General features: G+C 44.6%; 23 protein-coding genes. 12 read left to right on the forward strand and 11 right to left on the reverse strand.

Annotated elements, in window-relative coordinates:
• Positions 1–178: 178 nt before the first annotated feature.
• The 3 genes from AB4329_RS05900 to AB4329_RS05910 are packed head-to-tail and all read right to left on the reverse strand — an operon-like array spanning position 179 to position 5,279.
• Positions 179–3,286: an efflux RND transporter permease subunit gene (locus tag AB4329_RS05900; protein WP_372137818.1), complete on the reverse strand. Its 3,108-nt coding sequence runs from the start codon at positions 3,284–3,286 to the stop codon at positions 179–181.
• Positions 3,283–4,620: an efflux RND transporter periplasmic adaptor subunit gene (locus AB4329_RS05905; protein ID WP_050053092.1), complete on the reverse strand. Its 1,338-nt coding sequence runs from the start codon at positions 4,618–4,620 to the stop codon at positions 3,283–3,285. The genes AB4329_RS05900 and AB4329_RS05905 overlap by 4 nt, the downstream gene beginning before the upstream one ends.
• Positions 4,620–5,279 (reverse strand): TetR/AcrR family transcriptional regulator, encoded by a 660-nt coding sequence (locus AB4329_RS05910; protein ID WP_017062933.1) that lies wholly within the window; start codon positions 5,277–5,279, stop codon positions 4,620–4,622. The genes AB4329_RS05905 and AB4329_RS05910 overlap by 1 nt, the downstream gene beginning before the upstream one ends.
• A 568-nt stretch (positions 5,280–5,847) precedes the next feature.
• On the opposite strand from AB4329_RS05910, the gene leuA reads away from it, so the two are divergent.
• The 5 genes from leuA to AB4329_RS05935 all read left to right on the forward strand — a co-directional run bounded on the left by leuA (position 5,848) and on the right by AB4329_RS05935 (position 11,670).
• Positions 5,848–7,395, forward strand: a complete 1,548-nt coding sequence (gene leuA / locus AB4329_RS05915; RefSeq protein WP_171732369.1) for a 2-isopropylmalate synthase — start codon at positions 5,848–5,850, stop codon at positions 7,393–7,395.
• A 97-nt stretch (positions 7,396–7,492) separates the two neighbouring features.
• Positions 7,493–8,584, forward strand: a complete 1,092-nt coding sequence (leuB, locus tag AB4329_RS05920; protein WP_017061390.1) for a 3-isopropylmalate dehydrogenase — start codon at positions 7,493–7,495, stop codon at positions 8,582–8,584.
• A gap of 117 nt (positions 8,585–8,701) precedes the next feature.
• A complete protein-coding gene (gene leuC / locus AB4329_RS05925) occupies positions 8,702–10,114 on the forward strand; it encodes a 3-isopropylmalate dehydratase large subunit (protein ID WP_017062936.1) in 1,413 nt (470 codons plus the stop codon).
• 14 nt (positions 10,115–10,128) lie between these two features.
• Positions 10,129–10,731 carry a 3-isopropylmalate dehydratase small subunit gene (gene leuD, locus AB4329_RS05930; protein ID WP_017062937.1) on the forward strand — a complete coding sequence of 201 codons (603 nt, stop codon included), beginning with the start codon at positions 10,129–10,131 and terminating at the stop codon, positions 10,729–10,731.
• Positions 10,732–10,887: 156 nt separating this feature from the next.
• Positions 10,888–11,670 (forward strand): DUF547 domain-containing protein, encoded by a 783-nt coding sequence (locus tag AB4329_RS05935; RefSeq protein ID WP_137001752.1) that lies wholly within the window; start codon positions 10,888–10,890, stop codon positions 11,668–11,670.
• A gap of 95 nt (positions 11,671–11,765) precedes the next feature.
• Here the strand turns inward: AB4329_RS05935 and AB4329_RS05940 are convergent, their stop codons facing one another.
• The gene (locus tag AB4329_RS05940; protein WP_017061386.1) at positions 11,766–12,311 is read right to left on the reverse strand and encodes a DUF924 family protein; all 546 of its coding nucleotides are present in this window, start codon (positions 12,309–12,311) and stop codon (positions 11,766–11,768) included.
• A gap of 57 nt (positions 12,312–12,368) precedes the next feature.
• Complete coding sequence (djlA, locus tag AB4329_RS05945; RefSeq protein WP_017061385.1) at positions 12,369–13,223, reverse strand: co-chaperone DjlA; 855 nt, start codon at positions 13,221–13,223, stop codon at positions 12,369–12,371.
• Between the two features lie 149 nt (positions 13,224–13,372).
• Between djlA and lptD the strand changes: the two genes are divergently transcribed.
• The 6 genes from lptD (at position 13,373) to AB4329_RS05975 (ending at position 20,130) form a co-directional block, all read left to right on the forward strand.
• Positions 13,373–15,697: an LPS assembly protein LptD gene (lptD, locus tag AB4329_RS05950; RefSeq protein WP_372137820.1), complete on the forward strand. Its 2,325-nt coding sequence runs from the start codon at positions 13,373–13,375 to the stop codon at positions 15,695–15,697.
• 43 nt (positions 15,698–15,740) lie between these two features.
• Positions 15,741–17,039, forward strand: coding sequence for a peptidylprolyl isomerase SurA (gene surA, locus AB4329_RS05955; RefSeq protein WP_372137822.1), 1,299 nt, complete (start codon positions 15,741–15,743; stop codon positions 17,037–17,039).
• Positions 17,026–18,018 carry a 4-hydroxythreonine-4-phosphate dehydrogenase PdxA gene (pdxA, locus tag AB4329_RS05960; protein WP_372137824.1) on the forward strand — a complete coding sequence of 331 codons (993 nt, stop codon included), beginning with the start codon at positions 17,026–17,028 and terminating at the stop codon, positions 18,016–18,018. The genes surA and pdxA overlap by 14 nt, the downstream gene beginning before the upstream one ends.
• Complete coding sequence (rsmA, locus tag AB4329_RS05965; RefSeq protein ID WP_017062942.1) at positions 18,015–18,830, forward strand: 16S rRNA (adenine(1518)-N(6)/adenine(1519)-N(6))-dimethyltransferase RsmA; 816 nt, start codon at positions 18,015–18,017, stop codon at positions 18,828–18,830. Before pdxA ends, rsmA begins: the two co-directional genes overlap by 4 nt.
• Before the next feature lie 88 nt (positions 18,831–18,918).
• The gene (gene apaG, locus AB4329_RS05970; RefSeq protein ID WP_004735899.1) at positions 18,919–19,299 is read left to right on the forward strand and encodes a Co2+/Mg2+ efflux protein ApaG; all 381 of its coding nucleotides are present in this window, start codon (positions 18,919–18,921) and stop codon (positions 19,297–19,299) included.
• A gap of 27 nt (positions 19,300–19,326) precedes the next feature.
• On the forward strand, positions 19,327–20,130 hold the full coding sequence (locus AB4329_RS05975) for a symmetrical bis(5'-nucleosyl)-tetraphosphatase (protein ID WP_017062943.1): 804 nt from the start codon (positions 19,327–19,329) through the stop codon (positions 20,128–20,130).
• A 74-nt stretch (positions 20,131–20,204) separates the two neighbouring features.
• Here AB4329_RS05975 and folA read toward each other — a convergent pair whose 3' ends face one another.
• The 6 genes from folA to rplU form a co-directional block, all read right to left on the reverse strand.
• The gene (gene folA / locus AB4329_RS05980) at positions 20,205–20,684 is read right to left on the reverse strand and encodes a type 3 dihydrofolate reductase (protein WP_017062944.1); all 480 of its coding nucleotides are present in this window, start codon (positions 20,682–20,684) and stop codon (positions 20,205–20,207) included.
• Positions 20,685–20,720: 36 nt separating this feature from the next.
• Positions 20,721–21,194, reverse strand: coding sequence for a threonine/serine exporter family protein (locus AB4329_RS05985; RefSeq protein WP_017062945.1), 474 nt, complete (start codon positions 21,192–21,194; stop codon positions 20,721–20,723).
• Positions 21,194–21,961: a threonine/serine exporter ThrE family protein gene (locus AB4329_RS05990; RefSeq protein WP_017061378.1), complete on the reverse strand. Its 768-nt coding sequence runs from the start codon at positions 21,959–21,961 to the stop codon at positions 21,194–21,196. Before AB4329_RS05990 ends, AB4329_RS05985 begins: the two co-directional genes overlap by 1 nt.
• A 164-nt stretch (positions 21,962–22,125) precedes the next feature.
• Entirely contained in the window at positions 22,126–23,298 is a 1,173-nt protein-coding gene (cgtA, locus tag AB4329_RS05995) for an Obg family GTPase CgtA (RefSeq protein WP_017061377.1), read from the reverse strand.
• Between the two features lie 323 nt (positions 23,299–23,621).
• On the reverse strand, positions 23,622–23,879 hold the full coding sequence (gene rpmA, locus AB4329_RS06000) for a 50S ribosomal protein L27 (RefSeq protein ID WP_004735905.1): 258 nt from the start codon (positions 23,877–23,879) through the stop codon (positions 23,622–23,624).
• 19 nt (positions 23,880–23,898) lie between these two features.
• Positions 23,899–24,210 (reverse strand): 50S ribosomal protein L21, encoded by a 312-nt coding sequence (rplU, locus tag AB4329_RS06005; RefSeq protein ID WP_004740823.1) that lies wholly within the window; start codon positions 24,208–24,210, stop codon positions 23,899–23,901.
• 268 nt (positions 24,211–24,478) lie between these two features.
• On the opposite strand from rplU, the gene ispB reads away from it, so the two are divergent.
• Positions 24,479–25,450: an octaprenyl diphosphate synthase gene (ispB, locus tag AB4329_RS06010; protein ID WP_017061376.1), complete on the forward strand. Its 972-nt coding sequence runs from the start codon at positions 24,479–24,481 to the stop codon at positions 25,448–25,450.
• The last annotated feature ends 71 nt before the right edge of the window (positions 25,451–25,521 follow it).

Here is a 25,521-nt window from a genome sequence, read left to right on the forward strand (position 1 = left end):
AGGCTCAAGTTATGCTCAACAAATGACAGTTAAGTGACGTTTTGAATGAACTAAAATGAAATTTCCTTGGGATGCGCAGTGCAGCCGCTCGGGCCAAGGATATGAAAAAACACCCTATAAAGATAAAGCGGCACTAGGCCGCTTTAGTGTTTATTACTTATTTTCTTGCTTCCAATGTCTATAGCGAGAGAGGCTCGTGCTTTTTAACCAAACCGAAATCCGCCAATATCGCGTAGGCCGCTGGGATCATAAACAATACTAATAAGGTCGAGGCAAATATGCCGAATACGATCGAAATAACCAGTGGCTGGATAACCTGAGCCTGTAAGCTGGTTTCCGTCAACAGCGGTAGCAAACCTGCCGCAGTCGTCATTGAGGTCAAGAATACCGCTCGGAAACGCTCGCGACTGGCTTTCACCACCGAGTCATGCACGCTATCTCCCTCATCGACATGGTGACGAATGTACTGCACCAACAAGATGGAATCATTAACCACAATACCGGCAAGCGACACAAAGCCCATCATGCTTGGCATACTCAAAGAATGGCCAAGTATCCAGTGACCAACGACCACCCCAATAAAAGCGAGTGGAATCGCTAACATCACGACCACAGGCTCTAAATAGCTTCTGAACTGATAGCTAAGAATCGCAAACACGCCGAATAAGCCGAGCAAGAATCCTTTGCCCATCGAAGCGCCAGTCTTGGCTGCATCCTTGGCCTCCCCTTCGAAATCAAAGCGTAAACCTGGGTACTTCTGAATAAGCTTAGCTGCTTCATCTTTTTGGAACTGAGCCAAAATTGCGGACGAACTCGCCTTCTTATTATCAATATCACCAAAGATACTGATGGTTCTTAAGCCATCGATGCGCTGGATTCGCACGTAGTTACGTTGGAAATCTAATGTCGCCAATGTTGCTAGCGGGATCTGACTGCCATCTGCGGTAATGATCGGGAAGTTAGCCAGCTGCTGTATGTCGCCCGCTTGTTCCTTATCAAGACGTACCTCAATCGAGATATTCTCAACACCGATTTGAATCTCATCCGCAGTTTGCCCAAAGAAAGCCGCTCGTAATTGGGACGCAATCATCTGCCCATTCACATTGTAGGTTTCAGCTCCAGGGCGAAGTTTAACTAAGATCTCTTCCTTACCCATGCGCATGTCATCAAGCACACCATGCACTCCGTCAAACTGATTGAGGTACTCCTGAATCTCCAGAGAAGCAGACTTCAATTCAGCCAGATCATCATGCTTGGCACGGATCTCGATGGCACGACCACCCGGCCCCATCGTGGGCTGCTTGAACACTAATGAAATAGGATCCGCTAAATCGCCAATATCTTCACGCCACGCATCAATGAAGTCATCGATAACCGTATTACGGCTCTCTGCTCCGCGTAAGTCTAAACGCACAGTGGCTAAATGTGGGCCTGATTCATTGGCGTCTGCGTTGGCATTGAATTGGCTGGTGATATGCTCAACCAATTTATTACCGTCCTCAACCTCTTCGCTCCATTGCTCATTCAAACGCTCAGCAGAAGCGACAATTTTGTCGACGACTCTCTCGGTTTGAGACAATGATGCGCCCGGCGGAAGAATGATACGCGCCTCGGCAATATCACCATCCAGCTCAGGGAAAGGTTGGAACTTAACAACGCCACCAGCAATCAAAGCTACCGAAAGCAACAACAGGGTCAGCACTCCGCCCATAAATGCGTAGCGGAATGTCACCACTTTCTCGACCATGTTCATCAAGGTGGTATTACGAAAGTTCTCAAACTTCTCTAACAACACAACTTTGAAGCGCAGCGCTGGCTTATCATTCTTTTCTTTGTGTAATGAATGAGACAAGTGATTAGGCAGAATCAGGAAGGCTTCAATCAAGCTCAACGACAGCACTAATATCAATACTTGAGGAACAGCCTTAAGCACCGCGCCCATCTCTCCATCGAGAAACAGCAAGCTACCGAAAATACACACCGTAGTTAAGAAAGAAGACAACACTCCGGGAAGCACTTTCTTAACGCCGTTGTACACCGCATCATCAACGTTTTGCCCCCGATCTAAATGGGACGCTATCGATTCGGCTATCACTATGGCGTCATCCATCATGATACCTATCGCCATTAGCAAGCCGACCAATGACATGATGTTAATCGATAAACCAAGGTTAGCCATTAAGAATAAGCCACCTAGGAAGGCAACCGGTAAGCCAGCCGCAACCCAGAATGAATAGCGTAAACTGAAGAACAGCCACATGGTGGCAAATACCAGCACAATACCTTGCCAGCCATTGCGAACCATCATGGTAAGGCGATCCCACAGCACAGAGGAGAGATCGTTGGTCATTTGTAGCGTCACACCATCAGGGGCAATCGCGCTCTGATCTTCAACGAAACGCGTCACGTTCTCTTTGATTCGTAGCGCATCATCTTCTTTGTTTTTACTGATTTTCAACAGAGCCGATGGCTTGCCATCAAACAACACCTTCTGTTCATCAAGCTCAAAGCGGTCGGTTATTTTTGCAATGTCCCTCAAACGGATCACAGAGCCATTGGGCGCAGATCCAACCACGATACTTTCAAGCTCAACAGGTGTAATTCGTCTTTCATCAAAACGAATCAGAAAATTCTTGTCTGGTGTTTCAACGTTACCGCTTGGCAGTTTTACATTCTGACGGCCAATCTGGTCTGCGATATCACCGACACTCAAACCCAGCTGGCGAATCGCTTGAGTATCCAGTTCAACGCGGTATTGATGATCAGAGAAGCCGCTAACATCGACCAGTGAAACATCATAATCAAGCTTCATGATACGTTTGAGGTCTTCAGCGTAGGCCTTAAGCTCCGGCCACGACGTTTCTGCTGTGATGGCGATATCAACAACTGGTTCATTCCAATCCAGTTCTTGAACAACAGGCGATTCAATCTCAGTAGGGAAATCATTGATCGAGTTGATTTGAGTTTGCACATCCACCAGCATTCGACCGATATCCGCTTTCTCATTCAACTTCAGGATTAGACGTGCACTACCTTCTATGGCTTCACACTGAGTCTCTTCAATGTTAGCTAGGCCATCGACGGCATCTTCCATTCGTACACACAGGCTTTCTTCTACTTCTTGTGGGGATGCACCGGGATAAACGATGGCAGCCATAATATAAGGCGGATCATAAGCGGGGAAGGTTTCACGCTTGATGGTTGATAATGAGCTTATACCCATGATCAATAACCCAAGCATCAACAAGTTTGCCGCTGTTGGGTGCCTAGAAAAGAACTTGATCATGACGCACTCTCCTGAGTATCTGATTCAAGCTCAGCCTCTTCAGAGTTGGACTCTCTCAGTAACATGCCTTCTATTGCTGGCAGGACATCATTGAGAACCAGTTTATCTCCAGTTTGTAGCTCTCCACTCACAACCACTTGATTGTCTCTGCGATAAAGCACTTCAACATTGACCACTTGCAAACGCTGGTTGTCATCCATCAGGTAAACCTTATCACCATGCAGTGCTCGCTCTGGAACCACCCAACTTAGATTGGCGACACCCTCAATCTCAGCTTTGACAAACATACCGTTAACCAAAGGCGTCGCGCTGTCTGGTTGCAATTGTGAGTAATCTTGAGCGATCTCGAGAATAATCCCCGCCGTCGCTTGGTTTTCATCAACTGTTTCGCTGATTCTTGCCACCTTCGCTGGCCAACTGAGGTTCAGGTTGCCGCTGTTAAGTTGAATGCTTGCTTTGATTGGCGCTTCATAAGGATTAGGGATTCCTGCAGCATCGCGAGGAAATTGGTTAAAGCTGGAGGCTAAGGTTTGCATATCGTGAATAGAAAGTTGCGCCTCTACTTCCATGACATTAATCCCGTGAGCAATAAACATCTCCTGCTGAAGGTTAACTACTTGATTTTGTTCGATATCAACCTGAGCAATTCGCATCGCTCTTGGCAAAGTGATCGTGGTCTTATCGAGAGAGCGCTGCGCCTCTTTTACCTTAGACACGTTGACCTTAATCACCGCTTCCGCAACACGCTTTTCATCTGGCATCAACGCGATTTGGTTCGCGATATCTAATACCAACTTCTGCTGAGACAATGCGCTTTGTTGTTGCAGGTCGACATCCGATTGAGAGGTGAGCCCTTTCTTACGCAGATCCTGTTTACGTTGTAGCTCTTTATTGCTGATCACCAAACGATTCTTTTCGATCTTAAGAGTCTGATTAAGGTTATCTTCTTCTTGATTCAATTTCGCTAATGAGGTTTGGCTTGATTTTAGATCCGCCTCTGCTTGTATCAGTTTCAATTCGTAATCCAATGGATCAACCTTGAGCACGACCGTTCCTGCAGGGATCACCTGGCCTTTTTCAAGATCTGGATGTCGATACACGATCTGTCCTGTCACCTCAGCAATCGCTTTCCATTCAACTTTAGGCACTACTTTGCCAAAGCCGACCGCTAACGGCGCTATCAGTTGTTGTTCTAGGCTCACAGTATCAACTAAGCGAGCCCTATCACCCGCAGGTTTGGTTGGAAGATCCGGCTTCAAGTTAATCGCGGCGACAAGGCCAATAACACCAACCGCAAGTGCTGGAAAGAAGAGTAGTTTTTTATTTATTTTCATTATCTTTGGTCCTGCACGGAAGAAGGGCTCGGTGCGTTAATAAAGCCTTCAGTCATCAATTGAATGTTGTGTTCGATTAAACGATTAAGAAATTCTTCATTAATCTCAATCCCATGAATTGCCAATAAAGGCGGCGGAGCGATGAAAGGAAACACCATCAAGCTTACATACGAAATACGGCACAATTTTGGATCCATGTTCTGTTTTAAGATGCCTTGTTCAACCAACTTTTCAAAAATGACATCTTGGGCTGGCTTTGCAACATCGAGGAAAACCTTTTCGAGCAACTCTCTTTGCACTTCAGAGGGAGGCATATTCATCACTTGGGCTATCAAGCGAGGAAACTTCGGCACTTTGACCATCTCTTTGTAGTAAGTCCGCATTAAATCAAGAAAGTTCTCATGACTGCTTTCATCAACGAGTCTCTGCATTTGTAATTGCATAGGGCGTAATGTTTCACGCAGCATCGCCTCAAACAATCCGGCTTTACTGCCAAAGTAATAGCGAATCATCGCAATATTCACACCCGCTCGCTCAGCAACTAAGCGAGTCGATACCTTGTCGTACGGTTGAACCACGAACAGATCTCGAGCGTGCTCAATGAGTAACTGCCGTACATCTAGATTCTGTTGAGGTCGCCCTGCTTTACGCGCTGCCATCACTGAGACCTATCCCTATAATTAATCACACGATTAATTATAGGGATAAATCGACATGGTTGTAGAAGATTAATTACTCACTATTTAATCAAATGATTAATTAATTTAGCCACCCTTTTAATTTTATTGGTGAATCGTTCCATCAAAAAGATTTACTACAAAGTTTTAACCTACACATCAGCCAAATGATAAACTAACCGCCCAGTACAAAATACTCAATCAGCTGATAACACCAGCAAACAACACGCAAGCAGCACAAACCAAAAAAAAACACCGCCAAAGCACGCTGATATTGGATTTTCTTGTTTGACGCTCAGAATAAATTGCGGTAAATATGGTGTTAACAGTTTATTTACGGATATTTGTGTAATGATTTTTTCTTCTTCTCGACTGCTGAAACTTCTCCTTATCGTGAACCAATCGCGCGGGTAAGTTGTGGGTCAAGAACTACACAAATATTAAAACCCGCGCTGAGCGGGTTTTTTTGTAACTGGCACTTTTAAAAGAACATCATTCTTAATAATAATTTGGATAGCAATCGATTCATTATCGATATAAGGAAGCACCCATGAACGATCAAGTGATAATTTTTGACACGACCTTACGTGATGGCGAGCAAGCGTTGGCTGCAAGCTTAACGGTAAAAGAGAAATTACAGATCGCTTATGCACTTGAACGACTGGGTGTAGATGTTATTGAAGCGGGCTTTCCGGTGTCATCACCAGGCGACTTTGAGTCAGTACAAACCATCGCAAAAAATATTAAAGACAGCCGAATCTGTGCACTTTCTCGTGCTGTAGCGAAGGATATCGATGCCGCTGCAGAAGCGTTAAAAGTCGCTGAGCAGTTCCGTATTCACACCTTCATTTCTACATCAACGGTTCACGTGCAAGATAAATTACGCCGTAGCTACGACGATGTTGTCGATATGGCAGTAAAAGCGGTAAAGCATGCGCGCAACTACACAGACGATGTTGAGTTCTCTTGTGAAGATGCAGGTCGTACGCCTATCGATAACCTATGTCGTATGGTTGAAGCGGCAATCAACGCGGGCGCGAAAACCATCAACATTCCAGACACAGTGGGCTACACAGTACCTAACGAGTTTGGTGGCATTATCAAAACGCTATTTGATCGCGTTCCCAACATCGACCAAGCAATCATCTCTGTTCACTGTCACGATGACTTGGGTATGTCGGTTGCTAACTCAATTGCTGCGGTACAAGCCGGTGCTCGTCAAGTTGAAGGTACTATTAACGGTATCGGTGAGCGTGCGGGCAACTGTTCTTTAGAAGAAATCGCAATGATCATCAAAACTCGCCAAGAGCTATTAGGTGTTCATACCGGTTTAGACCACAAAGAGATTCACCGTACCAGTAAATTGGTTAGCCAGCTTTGCCATATGCCAATTCAAGACAACAAAGCTATCGTCGGTGCAAACGCGTTCAGCCACTCTTCAGGTATTCACCAAGATGGCATGCTAAAGAACAAGAACACTTACGAGATCATGACTCCTGAGTCTATTGGCTTGAAAAACAAAGCATTGAACCTAACCAGCCGCAGTGGTCGTGCAGCCGTTAAGAGCCACATGGACGCAATGGGCTACAAAGACAATGAGTACAACCTAGATTCATTGTACGAAGACTTTTTGAAACTGGCTGACCGTAAAGGCCAAGTATTCGATTACGACCTAGAAGCACTAATGCACTTCGCAAATCTACGTGACGAAGATGACTTCTATAAACTTAACTACCTAAGCGTACAATCTGGTAGTGTTATGTCTACCACCAGCATCAAGCTGCAATGTGGTGATGAAGAGAAATGCGAAGCGGCTGTCGGTAACGGCCCGGTTGATGCTTTATACCAATGTATCTACCGCTTAACGGGTTACGAAATTGCATTGGATAAATTCGACCTTACCGCGAAAGGTGAAGGCGAAGATGGCTTAGGCCAAGCTGATATTATTGCGAACTACAAAGGCCGCAAGTACCACGGTACAGGCGTTTCAACGGATATCGTTGAGGCCTCTGGTCAGGCGCTACTGCACGTTATTAATAGCATTCAACGCGCAGACACCATTGCTGAAATGAAACAGCAAAGAATCGCAACAGTTTAAACACCCAATAACAGAGCCCTAGAGCCGATGTTATTGGCTTTAGGGACAAAATTTAAAACGAGCGAAAGAGCTCAGTAACAAGAATTAAAGGATTAACATGACTGATAAATCATACAAGATTGCCGTACTACCTGGTGATGGCATTGGCCCAGAAGTAATGCAGCAAGCACACAAAGTGCTAGACGCGATCGAAAAGAAGCATGCGATTAGCTTTTCTCGTGAAGAGTATGATGTTGGTGGTATCGCAATTGATAACCACGGCTGTCCACTTCCAGAAGCGACAGTAACAGGCTGTGAAGAATCTGACGCAGTACTATTTGGCTCGGTTGGCGGCCCTAAGTGGGAACACCTTCCACCGAACGACCAACCAGAGCGTGGTGCCCTACTTCCTCTACGTAAACACTTCCAACTGTTCTGTAACCTACGTCCAGCTCAAATCCATAAAGGTCTAGAGTCTTTCTCTCCTTTACGTGCTGACATCTCAGGTAACGGTTTCGACATCGTGGTAGTCCGTGAGCTAACAGGCGGTATCTACTTCGGCCAACCTAAAGGCCGTGAAGGCGAAGGCGCAACTGAAAAAGCTTTTGATACAGAGGTTTACCACCGCTACGAAATCGAACGTATTGCAAAGATTGCGTTTGAATCGGCACGCCTACGTAACAAAAACGTTTACTCAATCGATAAAGCGAACGTTCTACAGAGCTCTATCCTATGGCGTGAAGTCGTTGAAGAGATCGCAAAAGATTACCCAGATGTAACGCTAAACCACATGTACATCGACAACGCGACCATGCAGCTAATCAAAGACCCATCTCAGTTTGACGTAATGCTATGTTCAAACATCTTTGGTGACATCATCTCTGATGAGTGCGCAATGATCACTGGTTCTATGGGTATGCTTCCTTCTGCAAGTTTAAATGAAAGCAACTTCGGCCTATACGAACCAGCAGGTGGCAGCGCACCAGATATCGCAGGTAAGAACATCGCAAACCCAGTCGCGCAAATCCTTTCTGCAGCCCTAATGCTTCGTTACAGCCTAGGCGAAGAAGCGGCAGCACAAGACATCGAAGCAGCGGTTTCTAAAGCACTTTCTGCAGGCGAGCTAACGGCAGACCTTGCTGGCAAAAACCAAGCGCTGACTACCTCTGAAATGGGTGATAAGATCGCTGAGTACATCTTAGCTTCATAAGCTAAAGGCTCCGATTAGAAGCAAGTACATAAGAATAATATCAAGCCAAGTCAGCGTAAACCGCATGACTTGGCTAGAAACAAACACTGGGACTGATGCTCCCAAGGAAGAAAAGCTATGTCGACAAACCAGCACGCAAAAACCTTATACGAAAAAGTTTATGACGCTCACGTTGCGGTTGCAGCGAAGGGCGAAACACCAATTCTTTATATCGATCGTCACTTAGTTCACGAAGTAACGTCACCTCAAGCATTTGATGGCTTGCGTGAGAAAGGCCGCAAAGTTCGCCAAGTTGGCAAGACTTTCGCGACCATGGATCACAACGTATCGACACAAACTAAAGACATCAACGCTTCTGGTGAGATGGCTCGTATCCAAATGGAAACGCTATCGAAGAACTGTGAAGAGTTTGGTGTCACGCTTTACGACCTAAACCACAAATACCAAGGTATTGTGCACGTAATGGGCCCTGAGCTAGGTATTACTCTGCCGGGCATGACCATCGTATGTGGTGACTCGCACACGGCTACACACGGTGCATTTGGTTCACTAGCATTTGGTATCGGTACTTCAGAAGTGGAACACGTTCTAGCTACGCAAACGCTAAAACAAGCTCGCGCTAAAACCATGAAGATCGAAGTAAAAGGCAAGGTTACTCCTGGCATCACTGCAAAAGACATCGTGCTAGCGATCATCGGTAAAACAACGGCTGCTGGCGGTACTGGCTACGTAGTTGAATTCTGTGGTGAGGCAATTACCGACCTTACGATGGAAGGTCGTATGACAGTATGTAACATGGCAATCGAGCTTGGCGCTAAAGCAGGCTTAATCGCTCCAGATGCAACAACATACGAGTACATCAAAGGTCGTAAGTTCTCTCCAGAAGGCGAAGACCTAGAAGCAGCAATCGAATACTGGGATACGTTAAAAACCGATGCTGATGCAGAATTCGATGCAGTTGTTACATTAGAAGCGGCAGACATCAAACCACAAGTCACTTGGGGTACCAACCCAGGTCAGGTTATCTCAGTAGACACACCAATCCCTGCACCAGAAAGCTTCGCAGACCCTGTAGAAAAAGCATCAGCTGAAAAAGCGCTGGCTTACATGGGTCTTGAAGCCGGTAAATCTCTATCTGATTACAACGTAGATAAAGTGTTCGTGGGTTCTTGTACTAACTCTCGTATCGAAGACATGCGGGCAGCAGCAGCAGTAGCGAAAGGTCGCCAAGTTGCAAAACATGTGCAAGCGCTTATCGTTCCGGGTTCAGAGCAAGTTAAAGCACAAGCTGAGGCTGAAGGCCTAGATAAGATCTTCATCGAAGCAGGCTTTGAATGGCGTTTACCGGGTTGCTCTATGTGTCTTGCGATGAACAACGACCGTCTAGGTCCACAAGAGCGCTGTGCTTCTACATCAAACCGTAACTTTGAAGGTCGCCAAGGCCGTGATGGTCGTACGCACCTAGTTAGCCCAGCAATGGCAGCCGCAGCGGCTATCGCTGGTCACTTTGTCGATATTCGTGAACTTTAATTAGAGGATTTAACATGTCAGGTTTTCAACAACACACCGGATTAGTCGTTCCTCTAGATACGGCCAACATCGATACTGATGCGATCATTCCAAAGCAGTTTCTACAGAAAGTAAACCGCATCGGTTTTGGTAAGCACTTGTTCCACGATTGGCGCTTCCTAGACGATGCAGGCCAACAGCCAAACCCTGATTTTGTAATGAACGAAGCTCGCTACCAAGGCGCTTCAATTCTTTTAGCTCGTGAAAACTTCGGTTGTGGTTCATCTCGTGAACACGCACCGTGGGCGCTTGCCGATTACGGTATCCAAGTAATGATCGCACCAAGCTTTGCCGACATTTTCTACGGTAACTCGATCAACAACCAAATGGTGCCAGTTCGATTGACTGAGCAAGAAGTGGATGAGCTATTCCAATTCGTTGAAGCGAATGAAGGTGCAGAAATTACGGTTGATCTAGAAGCAATGAAAGTCAGCGCGAACGGCAAAGAGTACTCGTTTGAAATTGATGAGTTCCGTCGTCACTGCTTACTGAATGGTTTAGATAATATCGGCCTTACACTTCAACATGCCGATAAGATCTCAGAGTTTGAAGCTAAGATTCCTAGCTTCCTAAAATAATGAGACGTTTCTGAATAAATCTAAAGGTTGGCCAAGTGCCAACCTTTTTTATTTGGCTAAGCTTTTAACTTAACTTCATATGTTTATTTAAATGAAGAGCAATGAAAGAAAATGGTAAGCCTTAAGGTCTTAGTAGTCAGTCATCAGGAGAATGCCATGAAACAACTACTTTTTATTGTCAGCCTACTTTTCTCAACCTTAGCTTGGTCTGCGCCTAAGTCCGATCTTTGGCCATACTGGAACCAAAGCGACGAAACCAAACTAGAACAGGTATCTCATCAAGATTGGCAGCAATTCCTCGATAGCTACTTGGTTAAACAGGGGCAAAATACGTTAGTTCGCTATAAAGCAGTGAACACCGCCGATAAAACAAAGCTTAAACAATACATCAAGCAACTCGAACAGGTGAATCCGCTCGACTATTCAAAAGCGGAGCAGTATGCCTATTGGGTTAACCTATACAACGCCGTGACTGTCGATTTGATTCTTGATGCCTACCCGATCAAATCCATAACTAAACTTGGCGGACTATTTAGTTTCGGTCCGTGGGGAGATGATGTGGTAGTCGTTAATGGGAAATCACTGACACTCAATGACATTGAACACCGAATCCTAAGACCAATTTGGCAAGATCCTCGCACGCATTATGCAGTGAACTGTGCCAGCCTAGGTTGCCCTAACTTACAACCTGACGCTTTTACCTCTAAAAATACTGAAGCCTTGCTAGAGCAAGCTGCAACTGAGTTTGTAAGCAGTGACAAAGGCGTGATGGTTACAAACAATAAGCTTCAACTATCATCGATTTACGAATGGTTTGCTGTGGATTTTGGTACGAAGAAACAGCTTATTCAGCACTTAGAACAATATCGAATTGAAGCAGTAACCAATACTCAAAACATCAGTTATGAATACGATTGGTCGCTCAACCAAGCAAACTAGCTCTAAGGCTAAAGTTGATCACTAAAGTAAAAAAGAGGCGAGAGGTTTTTATTAACCTCTAGCCTCTTCTCAATTCTTTGACCGTATTTCTACAATTAAAAGCTTGAGCCCGGTTGCTGCAAGAACTCAATCTCTTCGGGAGTCGAAGCTCGCCCTAACACCTCATTACGGTGCGGATAGCGACCAAATCGCTCAATGATAACCTTGTGCTTAAACTCAAAGTCCAGATTATGCTCTAATCCCGTTTGAGAAAAGAGTTCCACGGCTTGTTCATGGACTAACAAAGATTCACTGTGCATATAAGGCATATACAGGAAGCTTTTCTGTTGCTCGTTAAGCTGGTGATCAAAACCACCCGCTACCGCCTCTTGGGCTAGAGCCAACGCCATCGGATCAGCAGAAAATGCTGTCGGACTTTTTCTACCAATATTTCGAGAAAACTGATCAAGTACGATAATCTCAGCCAATCGTCCTTGCGCAGTTTGGCGCCACTCAAATAGCTCGCCTTGAATGGCTGCTTTATGCAATTCAGAAAATCGAGACTCTATCAAAGTGTCAATCTCGGCGCCGCCAGTAAACCAATCTTTAGGCGTCAACTCATCGAACCAAAACTCTAGAACATCCTGATACGTTACCGTCATATAATTCCCTTTAATAAAAAACCGAGTAACTTTGTTATTACTCGGTTTAGTGTTCAATTACTTAAAACCTTTTACTTTCTTTATCAGGTCATAAGCATTCTGAATTTCTTGCGATTTCTCTTTCGCAACATTCATCATCTCAGGCGGTAAGCCCTTCGCCATCAGTTTATCTGGGTGATGTTCATTCATCAGCTTGCGGTAGGCTTTCTTCACCTCTTTACCGTCAGCACTTTCACTCACACCAAGAACCTTATATGCGTCGCCAAGTTGGTTCTGTTGCGAAGCCTGTTGCCAACCTGATGATTGCCCATGACCCTGATGGCCACCAAAGCTTCCACCTTGCTGTTGGAAACGGAACGCAGCTTCTTGCATCTGCAAGCGGCGTTCTAGTTGTGCTGCCGAAAACCCAAGCCCTTGCGCTATTTTATGCAGAACTTGACGTTCACTCGGGTGCAAACTTCCATCCGCAAATGCGGCAGATACCTGAAGCTCTAGAAAGAACTGCAGAAGATCAAAACGACCACCCGATGAGATTTTAACTCGCTCAAGTACGTCGTTCAGAGGGAAGTCGCTCTCTTTGCCGTCACGGAATGCATCTTGCGCTGCTTTACGCTGTTCGCCATGCAGGTTCATACGCTCCATCATGGTAGAAGCGAGTTGAATCTCTTCTGGCGTTACCTGCCCTTTCGCTTTAGCAACGTGCCCCATAACCGCAAAAGCGGATTTAAAAAACTCGTTCTGTCTTTCTGCTTGGCTTGGACCTCGACCAAAACCAGAGCTATTGAAGCCTGATTGGTTCAATCCGCGAGCTTTATCGAATTGGTGTCCTAAAAACAGACCAAAAACTAAACCGAGTGGCCCTCCAAATAAAAAGCCAAAAAACGCGCCCAAAATTTTGCCAAATATTTGCATTATGTGTTCTCTATCTATGAATTTTATCTGAGTAATGCTGTCTGATGATGCTGAATGCTATTATTTCCTTTATCATAAGGAAAATGCTTTATTAATTGGATTGATACTAGATCAACCCTTCATCTAGTGACACAGGATAGTTCAACTTCATGCAATCTTTTTCCCGCACCTTGTTAGCCGCGTCTATAAGTACGGCGTTATACGTGTCGACAACTCAAGCTGAAACAATCACCGATAGTAGTGTGCAGGAAATGCCCTCTATAGATCAATGCTTGATCGAGCCCGCTGCAGAAAACGAGACACAGCTACCCGCTCATGTTGAGTCAGATCGCTTAGAAGCTATCAATGGTGACAAGGCAATATACTCAGGTGACGTAGTCGTTACGCAAGGGAACAAGACCATCCTTGCAGATAACGTAACCCTGCACCAACAAGAAAATATCGTTGTAGCTGAAGGCAACGTAAACTTTAGTGATGGTCAAATCAAATCTATCTCAGACAGAGCGACCAATAATCTGACTACAGATGAAATGACGCTTGAGAACACCGATTACGAATTCCTTTGCGAGCCCGGTCGCGGAGATGCTGTTTATATAGCAAAAACAGGTAAAGCGGTTTATGAGATTGAAGATGGCTCCATTACCTCTTGCCCTATCGGCGATAATGCTTGGCGTCTAAGAGCATCGAGCATCAGTGTCGACCAAGACGAAGAACAAGCCACTTTTTATAATCCACGTTTTGAAATCCAAAGTGTTCCCGTCTTTTACTTACCTTACTTAACAGTACCGGTGGGTGATACACGTAAAACCGGTTTCTTGTACCCAACAGTTTCGTATGGTTCAAGCGATGGTTTTGAAGCTGAAATCCCAGTTTATTGGAACTTAGCACCAAACTACGACTTGGAAACCACCTTCAAGTACATGCAAGAACGTGGCACTCAACTTAATAGTAAATTCCGTTACTTGAGCGATTTTGGCTCAGGTAGTATCGAGTCTGAATATTTGCCGGATGACAAAAAATACTCAGAAAAAGGTGACCGTTGGGGTGCTCAACTCCAACATTCAGGGATATTCCAGCAATCGTGGTTGTTTGAAGTCGACTACTCGAAAGTCAGTGATATCGACTATTTCACAGACGTTAGTGGAAGTAGTATTGGTAATCGTGAAGATGGCCAACTATTACAAGAAGGAAAAGCTACCTACCGTTCTCAAAACTGGGATGCTTCTGTGTTGGTTCGAGACTTCCAAGTACTGACTAAAGACGACAATCTACCTTATCGTCTAATGCCTCAATTGGAGTATAATTACTATGCTCCTGAGGTGATGGAATACTTAGACTTCGACATGATCAGTCATGTTTCACTCTTTGATACCGACGCTTCAGGTAAACCTTCTGCGACTCGTGTCCATGTTGAGCCTGGCATCACCATCCCTGTAGGCAATACTTGGGGGACTTGGACAACAGAAGCTCGACTACTTGGTACATACTACCAACAGGATCTGAATGACATTGATAGTGAGTATGAAGATTTAGAGGAATCAGTAACACGTGTAATACCTGAGTTTAGAAGCCACGCAGGTATCGTTCTTGAACGTGATACAAAAATTGTAGGTAATTACACTCAAACACTCGAACCTCAAGTTCAGTACCTTTACGTACCAGAAGAAGATCAAAGCGATATTGGTCTTTATGATACTACGCTGTTACAAACCGACTATTATGGCTTATTTAGAAGTCGTAAATACAGTGGCGTAGACCGCGTTGCTGCGGCAAATCAAATCAGCTATGGCGCCTCGTCTCGTTTCTTTGATGATGAATATAAAGAACGTCTCAATATTTCTTTTGGCCAAATTTTTTATATCGACAAAGATACAAAACAGACTTTAGACAACGACGACTCTGATAAGAAAACTAATTATTCGTCTTGGGCTATCGAAATGGACTTCAACTATGATGACTACCTGTTCTACCATGGTGGTGTGCAATACGACATCGATACCACTGCGATGCAACTTGCCAACAGCACATTAGAATATCGCTTCGCAGGCGGTTACATACAGACCAACTATCGCTATGTAACAGAAGAGTACATAAATGAAACTGTTGATTTTGACGTATCAGGAATAACTAGAGATGGTATCTCACAAGCGGGTTTACTTGGTGCCTACCAAATTTCACCGAAATGGAGCACAAGTGCTCAATATTTCTATGACTTAACCACACAAGAGGATCTAGAGTGGTTAGCTCGACTAAATTATAAATCGGACTGTTGGTACATCGGCTTTACCTATAGCAACCGTTTGACGAACAACATTAGTGATCCAAGTATCACTCCTGAATATGAAAACAACTTTAGTGTGAACTTCGGTATTATCGGCTTTGGTACCAACATTGGTTCTGACTCAGGAGCCGTTGGGGATAGCAGCTCTGACAACTCTCTAAGCTATGGTCGCCCATTCTTCTTAAACAACTAATTTTCTTTATTGATAAAACGTCAGTAAATTTAAAGGATTACACATGACATTGTGGAAACGCACATTAATTGCTATTGCAGCGACTTGTACTTTATCAACAAGCTTTGCAGCACCGGTTGAGCTAGACAGCGTAAAAGTTATCGTTAACGAAGGCGTTATCTTACAAAGCGACATCGATGCTTCGATGAAGACACTGCGTGCCAACGCAAAAAAAAGCGGTCAAACACTGCCATCGCAAGATGTGCTCAATGAGCAAGTACTAGAAAAACTGATCATCGATACTATTCAAACTCAAGAAGCAGAACGTATCGGTGTTCGTATTGATGATGCTCGACTTGATCAAGCAATTGAAGGTATCGCTAAAGACAACAACCAAACGGTAGAACAACTTACCGCATCGGTTGCTGAAGAAGGCCTTAGCTACAATGCATTTCGAGAGCAAGTAAGAAAAGAGATTGCAGCAAGTGAAGCTCGTAACGCCTTAGTTCGTCGCCGTATCAATATTCTTCCTGCGGAAGTTGATAACCTAGCAGATATCTTAACGCAAGAGACTAACGCGACCGTTCAATATAAAATTGGCCACATTCAACTGCGCTTTAATGATGACCAAACCAAAGAAGAGTTAGAAGCTCAAGCTACTGAACTGGTTGAAGAACTGAACTCAGGCAAAGATTTCAGCACCATGGCATATACTTACTCTAAGGGTCCTAAAGCGCTGCAAGGTGGTGATTGGGGTTGGATGCGTAAAGAAGAGATGCCAACCATTTTTGCTGACCAGATCAAAATGCAAAATAAAGGCAGCATCATCGGTCCTTTCCGTAGCGGTGTAGGTTTCCACATTCTAAAAATTGAAGATGTGAAAGGCTTAGAAACCGTAGCAGTAACGGAAGTGAATGCTCGTCATATCTTGATTAAGCCAACCGTAATCTTGAGTGACGATGGCGTGAAAGAACAACTTGAAGAGATCACGCGCCGCGTAAACACAGGTGAAGCGAGCTTTGGCGACCTTGCACAGCAATACAGCCAAGATCCAGGTTCTGCAGTACAAGATGGTGAGCTAGGCTACCAAACACCAGATTTGTATGTACCAGAATTCAAACACCAAGTAGAAACGCTACCAGAAGGCAAAATCAGTGCGCCATTCAAAACCGTACACGGTTGGCACATTGTTGAAGTACTAGACCGTCGCGAAGTCGACCGTACCGATTCAGCTTTGAAAAACAAAGCTTACCAAATTCTATTTAACCGTAAATTCAACGAAGAAGCTGGTGCTTGGCTACAAGAAGTAAGAGCAAGTGCCTTTGTTGAGATGGTTGAGGACGACCAAGATGGCAACAACTAAACGTATTGTCATAACCGCAGGTGAACCAGCAGGGATAGGCCCAGATTTAACTTTGGCTCTATCTCAAGAAAGTTGGCCTCATCAACTCGTGGTTTGTGCTGATAAAACACTGCTATCCGAGCGAGCTAAAATTCTTGGTATCGAAGTCGATCTGCTAGATTATGACGCAAACGCAACTAAGCAACCGCAACGCGCTGGCACACTGGTAGTGAAACACGTTCCACTTGCTGAAGCGGCAGTTGCAGGTCAACTCAATGAGGCTAATGGTCATTACGTATTAAATACTTTAGAAACCGCAGCAATTGGCTGTATGAATGATGAATTTGATGCTATTGTCACCGGCCCCGTTCACAAGGGTGTAATTAACCGAGCTGGCGTTGCTTTTAGCGGCCATACCGAGTTCTTTGCAGAGAAGTCCAATACACCACTGGTGGTGATGATGTTGGCAACTGAAGGGCTGCGTGTTGCGCTAGTCACAACGCACATCCCACTAGCTTATGTATCTCAAGCAGTGACCGAAGACAGATTAGAGCAAATTATTGCTATTCTGAATAAAGATTTGGTTGAGAAGTTTGCTATTGAGAAACCAACTATCTACGTATGTGGCTTGAATCCACATGCTGGTGAAGATGGTTGTTTAGGGCGTGAAGAGATTGAAACCATCACCCCGACGCTAGAAAAAATTCGCCAAGAAGATGGCATCAATTTAGTTGGCCCATTGCCAGCAGACACCATCTTTAATGAAAAATATTTGCAAGATGCAGATGCTGTTTTAGGTATGTATCACGACCAAGTACTCCCGGTATTGAAATACAAAGGGTTTGGTCGCTCAGTGAACATCACGCTTGGCTTACCGTTTATTCGCACATCAGTCGACCACGGTACCGCCTTAGACTTGGCAGGGAAAGGCCAAGCCGATACAGGGAGCTTTAGAACAGCGCTCACGCACGCCATTGAATTAGTAGAGAAAAAGCAATGAGAAATGATGTCCACTTAGGGCACAAAGCGCGTAAACGTTTTGGTCAAAACTTCCTTAACGATCCATACATTATTGATGGCATCGTATCGAGTATTAACCCACTACCAGGTCAAAACTTGGTAGAGATCGGTCCTGGTCTAGGCGCAATTACTGAGCCTGTGGGTAAGCTTGTCGATAAATTTACTGTTATCGAATTGGATAGAGACCTTGCAGAACGTCTTCGTAACCATCCAGATCTTGCGGACAAGCTAACGATCCGTGAAGGCGATGCGATGAAGTTCGATTTCCAAGAACTGGTTAAGCCAAACAATAAGCTACGCATCTTTGGTAACTTGCCATATAACATCTCTACACCATTGATGTTCCACCTTTTTGAATTCCATAAAGACGTGCAAGACATGCACTTTATGCTTCAAAAAGAAGTGGTTAACCGTCTAGCTGCTGGCCCTGGCAGTAAAGCTTACGGTCGTCTTACTGTAATGGCTCAATACTACTGTAAAGTAACGCCTGTGTTAGAAGTTCCACCAACGGCCTTCGTTCCGCCACCGAAAGTAGACTCAGCAGTCGTGCGCCTACAGCCATACGAAGTGCTGCCTTATCCGGCAAAAGATCTGAAATGGCTAGATCGCGTCTGTCGTGAAGGCTTTAACCAACGTCGTAAAACAGTTCGTAACTGCTACAAGAGCTTAATCGATAAGGAAGTGCTTGAAGAGCTAGGTATCAACCCAAGCATGCGTCCTGAGAACTTAACGCTCGAGCAGTTTGTCGACATGGCAAACTGGTTGTACGACAGTCATAACGCTGACAAATAAATAAAAAAGGCTCCTACACTTCGGTTAGGAGCCTTTTTTATGTAATACTTTAATTACATTAAGTATATCAACAACAAAAGGTGCGAATATGGATATATCTACGCCTTGTATCAAATGCCAGGTTCACTCTAAGTACATAGAAGAACAATCTGAGCCAACGAAGAATCGTTATGTCTTCGCCTACATTATTACCATCAAAAATCTAAGTAAAACAACGGTGCAACTTATGTCTCGCCGCTGGTTAATTACCGACTCTAACGGCAAGCAGCTCACCATTGAGGGTGATGGTGTAGTTGGCCAACAACCCGTGATTGAAGCCAACGACGAGTACACCTACACAAGTGGTACGGTCATCGAAACCCCTGTTGGCGTTATGCAAGGTCACTATGTGATGACCGATAACAAGGGCATTGATTTTATTACCGAAGTTGACCCATTCAGACTCGCAATCCCTAATATTCTTAATTAGCCGTACATCCGTATACAGGAAATTATTGTGTCGAATTACATTGTCGGAGACATCCAAGGGTGCTTCGACGAACTTCAAGGACTACTTGAAAAAATTAACTTTGATAAACACCAAGATACTTTATGGGTCGCCGGAGACTTAGTTGCTCGAGGCCCTAAATCATTGGAGACGTTACGCTTTATTCGTAACCTTGGTGACGCAGCTAAGGTTGTATTAGGCAACCACGACTTACATCTTCTGGCGGTGTCCTTAGGACTATTTCCAGCGAAACCAAAAGATAAGACTCAAGCGATTCTTGATGCTGAAGATCGTGAACTGCTAATCGAATGGTTAAGACAACAGCCTTTGCTTCAAGAACACCCAGAGTTCGTGATGTGCCATGCGGGTATCTCACCGCAGTGGAATCTAGAAAGAGCACGTGTTGAAAATCGAGAGATCGTATCCTTGTTAAAGTCCGATAAATGGCAATGGCTAATCGAAAACATGTACAGCAACGCGCCTGATTTATGGCATCAGGATTTACATGATATTGAGCGCTATCGCTATGCGATCAATAGCCTGACAAGAATGCGTTTCTGTTTTGAAGATGGCCGTCTCGACATGGCATGTAAGCTACCACCGAATGAGATTACCGATGAACCATTAGTGCCATGGTTTGACCTTCCGCAACGCATAAAGCTCGATAAAACCGTTGTTTTTGGACACTGGGCTGCGCTTGAAGGCTATAACGGAAAAGACGTAATTGGACTTGATACTGGATGCGTCTGGGGAGGTGAATTGACAATTCTTCGCTGGGAAGATAAACAGTTTTTCACTCAGAAAGCGCTATAAAGATACGAGAAACTTGCGCTACCTTGGTAGGGTAACGCAAGCATTTTTCAGAGACTAGCTATTGATAACCACAGTTAACGCTCGAGAATCACAAACTCCATGTTGTGTTTGTTTTTCTCGTCAGCTTGATAGCTCTCGTTAAAGCTCTGCTTCCAACCTTCACCCCAGTCAGGAAATTGTGTATCTCCATCGACGGCGAAATCGATGTAAGTCAGATACAACTTGTCCGCTTTAGGTAAGCAGCTCTCATAAATAGAGCCGCCACCAATGATCATCACCTCTTCAACATCACTGAGTAGCTCTAGAGCCTGTTCAATAGAAGTTACCGTCGTTACACCTTCAATCTTTAAACTCTCATCACGGCTGATTACGACATTCAGCCGACCCGGCAAAGGGCGTCCAATAGAATCGTAGGTCTTACGTCCCATCACGACTGGTTTACCCATAGTCGAGCGTTTAAACCATGCAAAATCCGCAGGTAAATGCCAAGGCATCTGATTGTCTTTACCAATTATACGGTTGTTTGCCATTGCCGCTATCATGCTGATGATCATAAATCGAAAGTCCTGTCCCTAAAAAGAAAATTAACGCTAAACGATAGGTCTACGGCGATAGAATAACAGCCCTGGCACAGCTAAGCCAACCGCCAACCCTGCGATAATGAACATCGATTTTAAAAAGTTCTCCATCAACATTGCCAACAACTCAGGCGTGTAGCCTGCCCTGTTAATCTCCACCATCGCAATCATCGCCTTGAAGGCGAACACACCTGGCACCATAGGAATTAGAGCTGCAACCGTAAACACCTTCGGATGTGCTAACAGTTTATGTGACCAATGAACCCCTATCATACCAACCACGGTTGCGGCGAAGAACGTCGCCCATTCGATTGGAATACCAAAGTGCATCATCAGATACCGGCTACCATGACCGATAGAACCACCGAGTGCACAATAAATTAAAGCACGTTGCGGAACGTTAAACACCAATGCAAACCCAACCGCAGGAATAGCGGCGAAAAACATATCGTTGAGCAGACCTAAAAACAGTTCGAAAATACTCATTAGCTTGCCCACCCCCAAACATCTGATAGACTCATCGCCGCGACAATGCCCAAGCTCGTCGCCAGAGTTAATAAGCTGGCCATGGTAAAGCGCGCTAACCCCATATTAATATGGCCTTTAAGCATATCAGCGACGGAGTTAATCAGAGGAAAACCAGGTACTAACATTAATACAGATGAAGCCATCACGATCGTGGGTTGGCCGCCAATATTGTAAAGTACGGCTTGAGCTGAAATGGTCGTGGTAACGAATGCTGTGATAGCAAAGTTTAATAGCGGATTGAAATGGCGGTGCCCAATCTCTTGCCTGACGATCATACCGCAAGCTGAAGCAATAAAAGTCATCATGAAGACTTGCCAGTCTCCGCCCGCAAGGTGGCTAAAAGAGGCGCACGACAACCCTATCATCACAACCACTAACCAACGGTTGTAGCGCTCGGGGCTGATGTTTTGAATCTTTTTATACGCCAAATCATAATCGAGAATTCCCTTCTCCATCATGATGCAAATGCGTTGAATGTCGGTGATAACCTGCATGTTAATGCCACGATCAGCACAACTTCGAGTAGTGGTAATACAGTGATCATCCATTACGGTAGTTACAACAAGCGCATTGGCTGACAGTGCGACTTCAACCTCATTCACCCCACAAGCAATACCGATGCGACGCATGATATCGCCGACCAGTGTGCTCTCTGCCCCGTGCGCCAATAACATTTGTCCTGATTGAGCGACGAGTCTTGAGATCGCTCTTTGCTTTGATGCCATGATTTCCTTCCCATAGGCGTTAATTATCTAAAGATAAATTTTGCATAAAAAACAGTAAGACGTCATGATTTAGATACAAAAAAACCGCAATTTTCATTGCGGTTTAATAAAACTATCAGTGTACTCGTAAGAAGCGACCGATGCGTTATGAGAAACTAAGAGGATTAGTCACGAACATAGATAACATGGCCGTCATCCTCTTCGTCATCCCAATCGTCCCAATCGTCGTCATCTTCAGTAACGACATTCTTACCGCTCATCGCATCTTTATGGTAGTCATCCCACATAAAGTCTACTTTTTCTTCTTCTTCAACTTCTACAACTTCACGAGGTAGGTTTTCCATAAACTCACCTAGTTTGAAGCAAAGATCTTTGGTGCCGATTTTATTCACAGCAGAGATCTTGAAGTACTCGCCTTCCCAGCCCAAAGCATCGATGATTTCTTGAATCTTTTCGTCTGCTTCGTCTTCTGGCATTAGGTCAACTTTATTGAACACTAACCAGCGAGGTTTTTGTGAAACTTTTTCACTGTATTGCTCAAGCTCATCGATGATCGTTAGTGCATTCTGAATAGGATCAGATTGATCGATCGGCATAATGTCGATCATATGCAGAAGAACACGACAACGCTCAAGGTGCTTAAGGAATCGGATACCAAGGCCAGCGCCATCAGCTGCGCCTTCGATTAGTCCTGGGATATCGGCAACAACGAAGCTCTTTTCAGGGACAACACTTACCACACCCAAGCTTGGGATCAAAGTAGTGAACGGGTAATCAGCCACTTTTGGTTTCGCAGCAGATACTGAACGAATAAAAGTAGATTTACCTGCGTTTGGTAGGCCAAGCATACCAACGTCAGCTAATAGAAGAAGCTCTAAACGCAGTTCACGAACTTCGCCTTTAGTACCCATTGTCTTTTGACGAGGAGCGCGGTTAACAGACGATTTAAAACGCGTGTTACCAAGACCGTGCCAACCACCTTTACCAACCATTACTTTCTTGCCGTGTTCAGCAACTTCAGCAACGATTTCGTTGGTGTGGATATCAACTGCACGCGTACCAACTGGTACTTTCAGCGTAATGTCTTTACCACGTTTACCAGTACAGTTACCGCCGCGACCATTCTCGCCACGCTCTGCATTGTAAAAACGTTGGAAACGGTAATCGATCAGTGTGTTTAAGTTCTCATCCGCTTGGATGTAAACATCACCGCCGTCACCACCGTCGCCGCCATCAGGACCACCTTTAGCGACGAATTTTTCGCGCCAAAAGCTAACTGTACCATTACCGCCATCACCGGCTTCTATTTTTACTACCGCTTCATCAACGAATTTCATTTTTTAACTCCGCACTTACGTTGCGTTACCACTCATCAAGGAGTGATATAAATTCTAGCAGATCCGTGTTTAGATCGATCACCTAAGATCTAGGCCGACCTGCAACCAAGGAACAAATAAGGAGAGGTTCTTTGCTTCTTATTTCTTAAAAACAAACGGCTTCTTAAAAACTAATCTGTTTATCAAAAAATAAAACGGCTTCTCAAAACCAAAACAAGAGCGTCTGCTTTTTTATTCTTGCTATAAATAAAAAACCCTGCCGAATCGGCAGGGCTTTTGAATTCAGCTTGAAAGCTAATAAAATAATCTAGTTAAAGATTAAATTACTCAGCTTCGATGCTTACAAACTTACGGTTTTTAGGACCTTTAACAGCAAATTTCACTTTACCTTCAGTAAGAGCGAAAAGAGTGTGGTCTTTACCGATGCCAACGTTTGTGCCAGCGTGGAACTTAGTACCACGTTGACGAACGATGATGTTACCTGCAAGAACAGATTCACCACCAAAACGCTTAACACCAAGACGTTTGCTTTCTGAATCGCGGCCGTTATTAGTAGAACCGCCAGCTTTTTTATGTGCCATTGTTAAACTCTCCTAATACTTAAGCGTTAATGCCAGTGATTTTCACTTCAGTGAACCACTGACGGTGACCAGCTTGCTTACGCGAGTGCTTACGACGACGGAACTTAACGATTTTTACTTTATCGCCACGACCGTGTTGTACTACTTCTGCAGTAACCTTGCCACCTTCAACAAGAGGTGCACCAACAGCGATTTCTTCGCCGTTAGCAACAAGAAGAACTTTATCAAATTCAACAGTTGCACCAGTTTCAACGTCTAATTTCTCTAAACGAAGTGTTTGACCTTCGCTTACTCGGTGTTGTTTGCCACCAGATTGGAAAACAGCGTACATATTTTACTCCGCTTTTTCCGCACAGCCTATGGTTGTCAATTGTACAACTCGGGTGTGCGCTAAACTAATCAATAGGGCGCAGATTCTACGGGAATCATGGCGCTATGACAAGCCATATTTTTAAAAAATTGGCGAAAACCTGTTCGCCAAAGAAAAGTGTGGCAATCATGCCCTTTAGCGATGTATTAATCAACGTTTTTTAGTGTATTATTCAACAATTGAATACAACGTATAAGCCTTACAGGGTCTAACTTCAGCCGGATGAACAATGGATTTTAAAGCTATCCAAACGCTTACTGCCAATGATATGGCAAAAGTGAATGAAACAATTCAAGCCCAACTTAATTCTGACGTAAGTTTAATCAACCAGCTTGGTTTTTATATCGTTAGCGGTGGTGGAAAGCGCCTACGCCCTTTGCTTGCTCTTTTATCTGCCCGCGCACTTGGTTACCAAGGTGAAGCTCATATCACCTCTGCAGCCTTTATCGAGTTTATTCACACCGCAACCCTGCTTCATGACGACGTTGTCGACGAATCGGACATGAGACGTGGTAAAGCGACGGCCAATGCCGCTTTTGGTAATGCCGCTAGCGTTTTGGTGGGTGACTTTATCTACACACGCTCATTCCAAATGATGACAACGCTAGGATCCTTAAAGATCCTTGAGTTAATGAGTGAAGCGGTAAACGTGATTGCCGAGGGTGAAGTTCAACAATTAATGAACTGCAATAACCCAGACACCACAGAAGAAAGCTACATGCAGGTGATCTACTCTAAGACTGCTCGTTTGTTCGAAGCTGCGACCCAAATCGGCGCGATTCTTACTGAGTCATCACCAGAGATCGAAACAGCAATGCAGAACTATGGTAAATACCTAGGCACCGCATTCCAACTGATTGACGATGTGATGGATTACACTGCAGATGGTAAAGAGATGGGTAAAAACGTTGGTGACGATCTTGCCGAAGGCAAACCAACGCTTCCTCTACTTTACGCAATGCATAATGGCTCTCCTGAACAAGCAAGCATGATTCGTGAAGCGATTGAGAAAGCGAACGGCATGGAACGTCTTGACGACATTATGGCTGTAATGAAAGAGACAGGCTCTTTAGAGTACACAACAAATAAAGCCTACGAAGAGGCCGATAAAGCCATCGCTGAGCTTTCTGTACTTCCTGACTCTGAATATAAGCAAGCGCTAACCACGCTCGCACACTTAGCTGTTAAACGCAGTAAGTAAGCAGGTTAATAGACAACTCGCTTCTAGCTTCTAGCTTCTAGCTTCTAGCTTCTATATAAATAACAAAAAGA

The sequence above is a fragment of the Vibrio sp. 10N.261.54.A5 genome, assembly GCF_041471145.1.
GTDB classification, from domain to species: Bacteria; Pseudomonadota; Gammaproteobacteria; order Enterobacterales; family Vibrionaceae; genus Vibrio; species Vibrio crassostreae_C.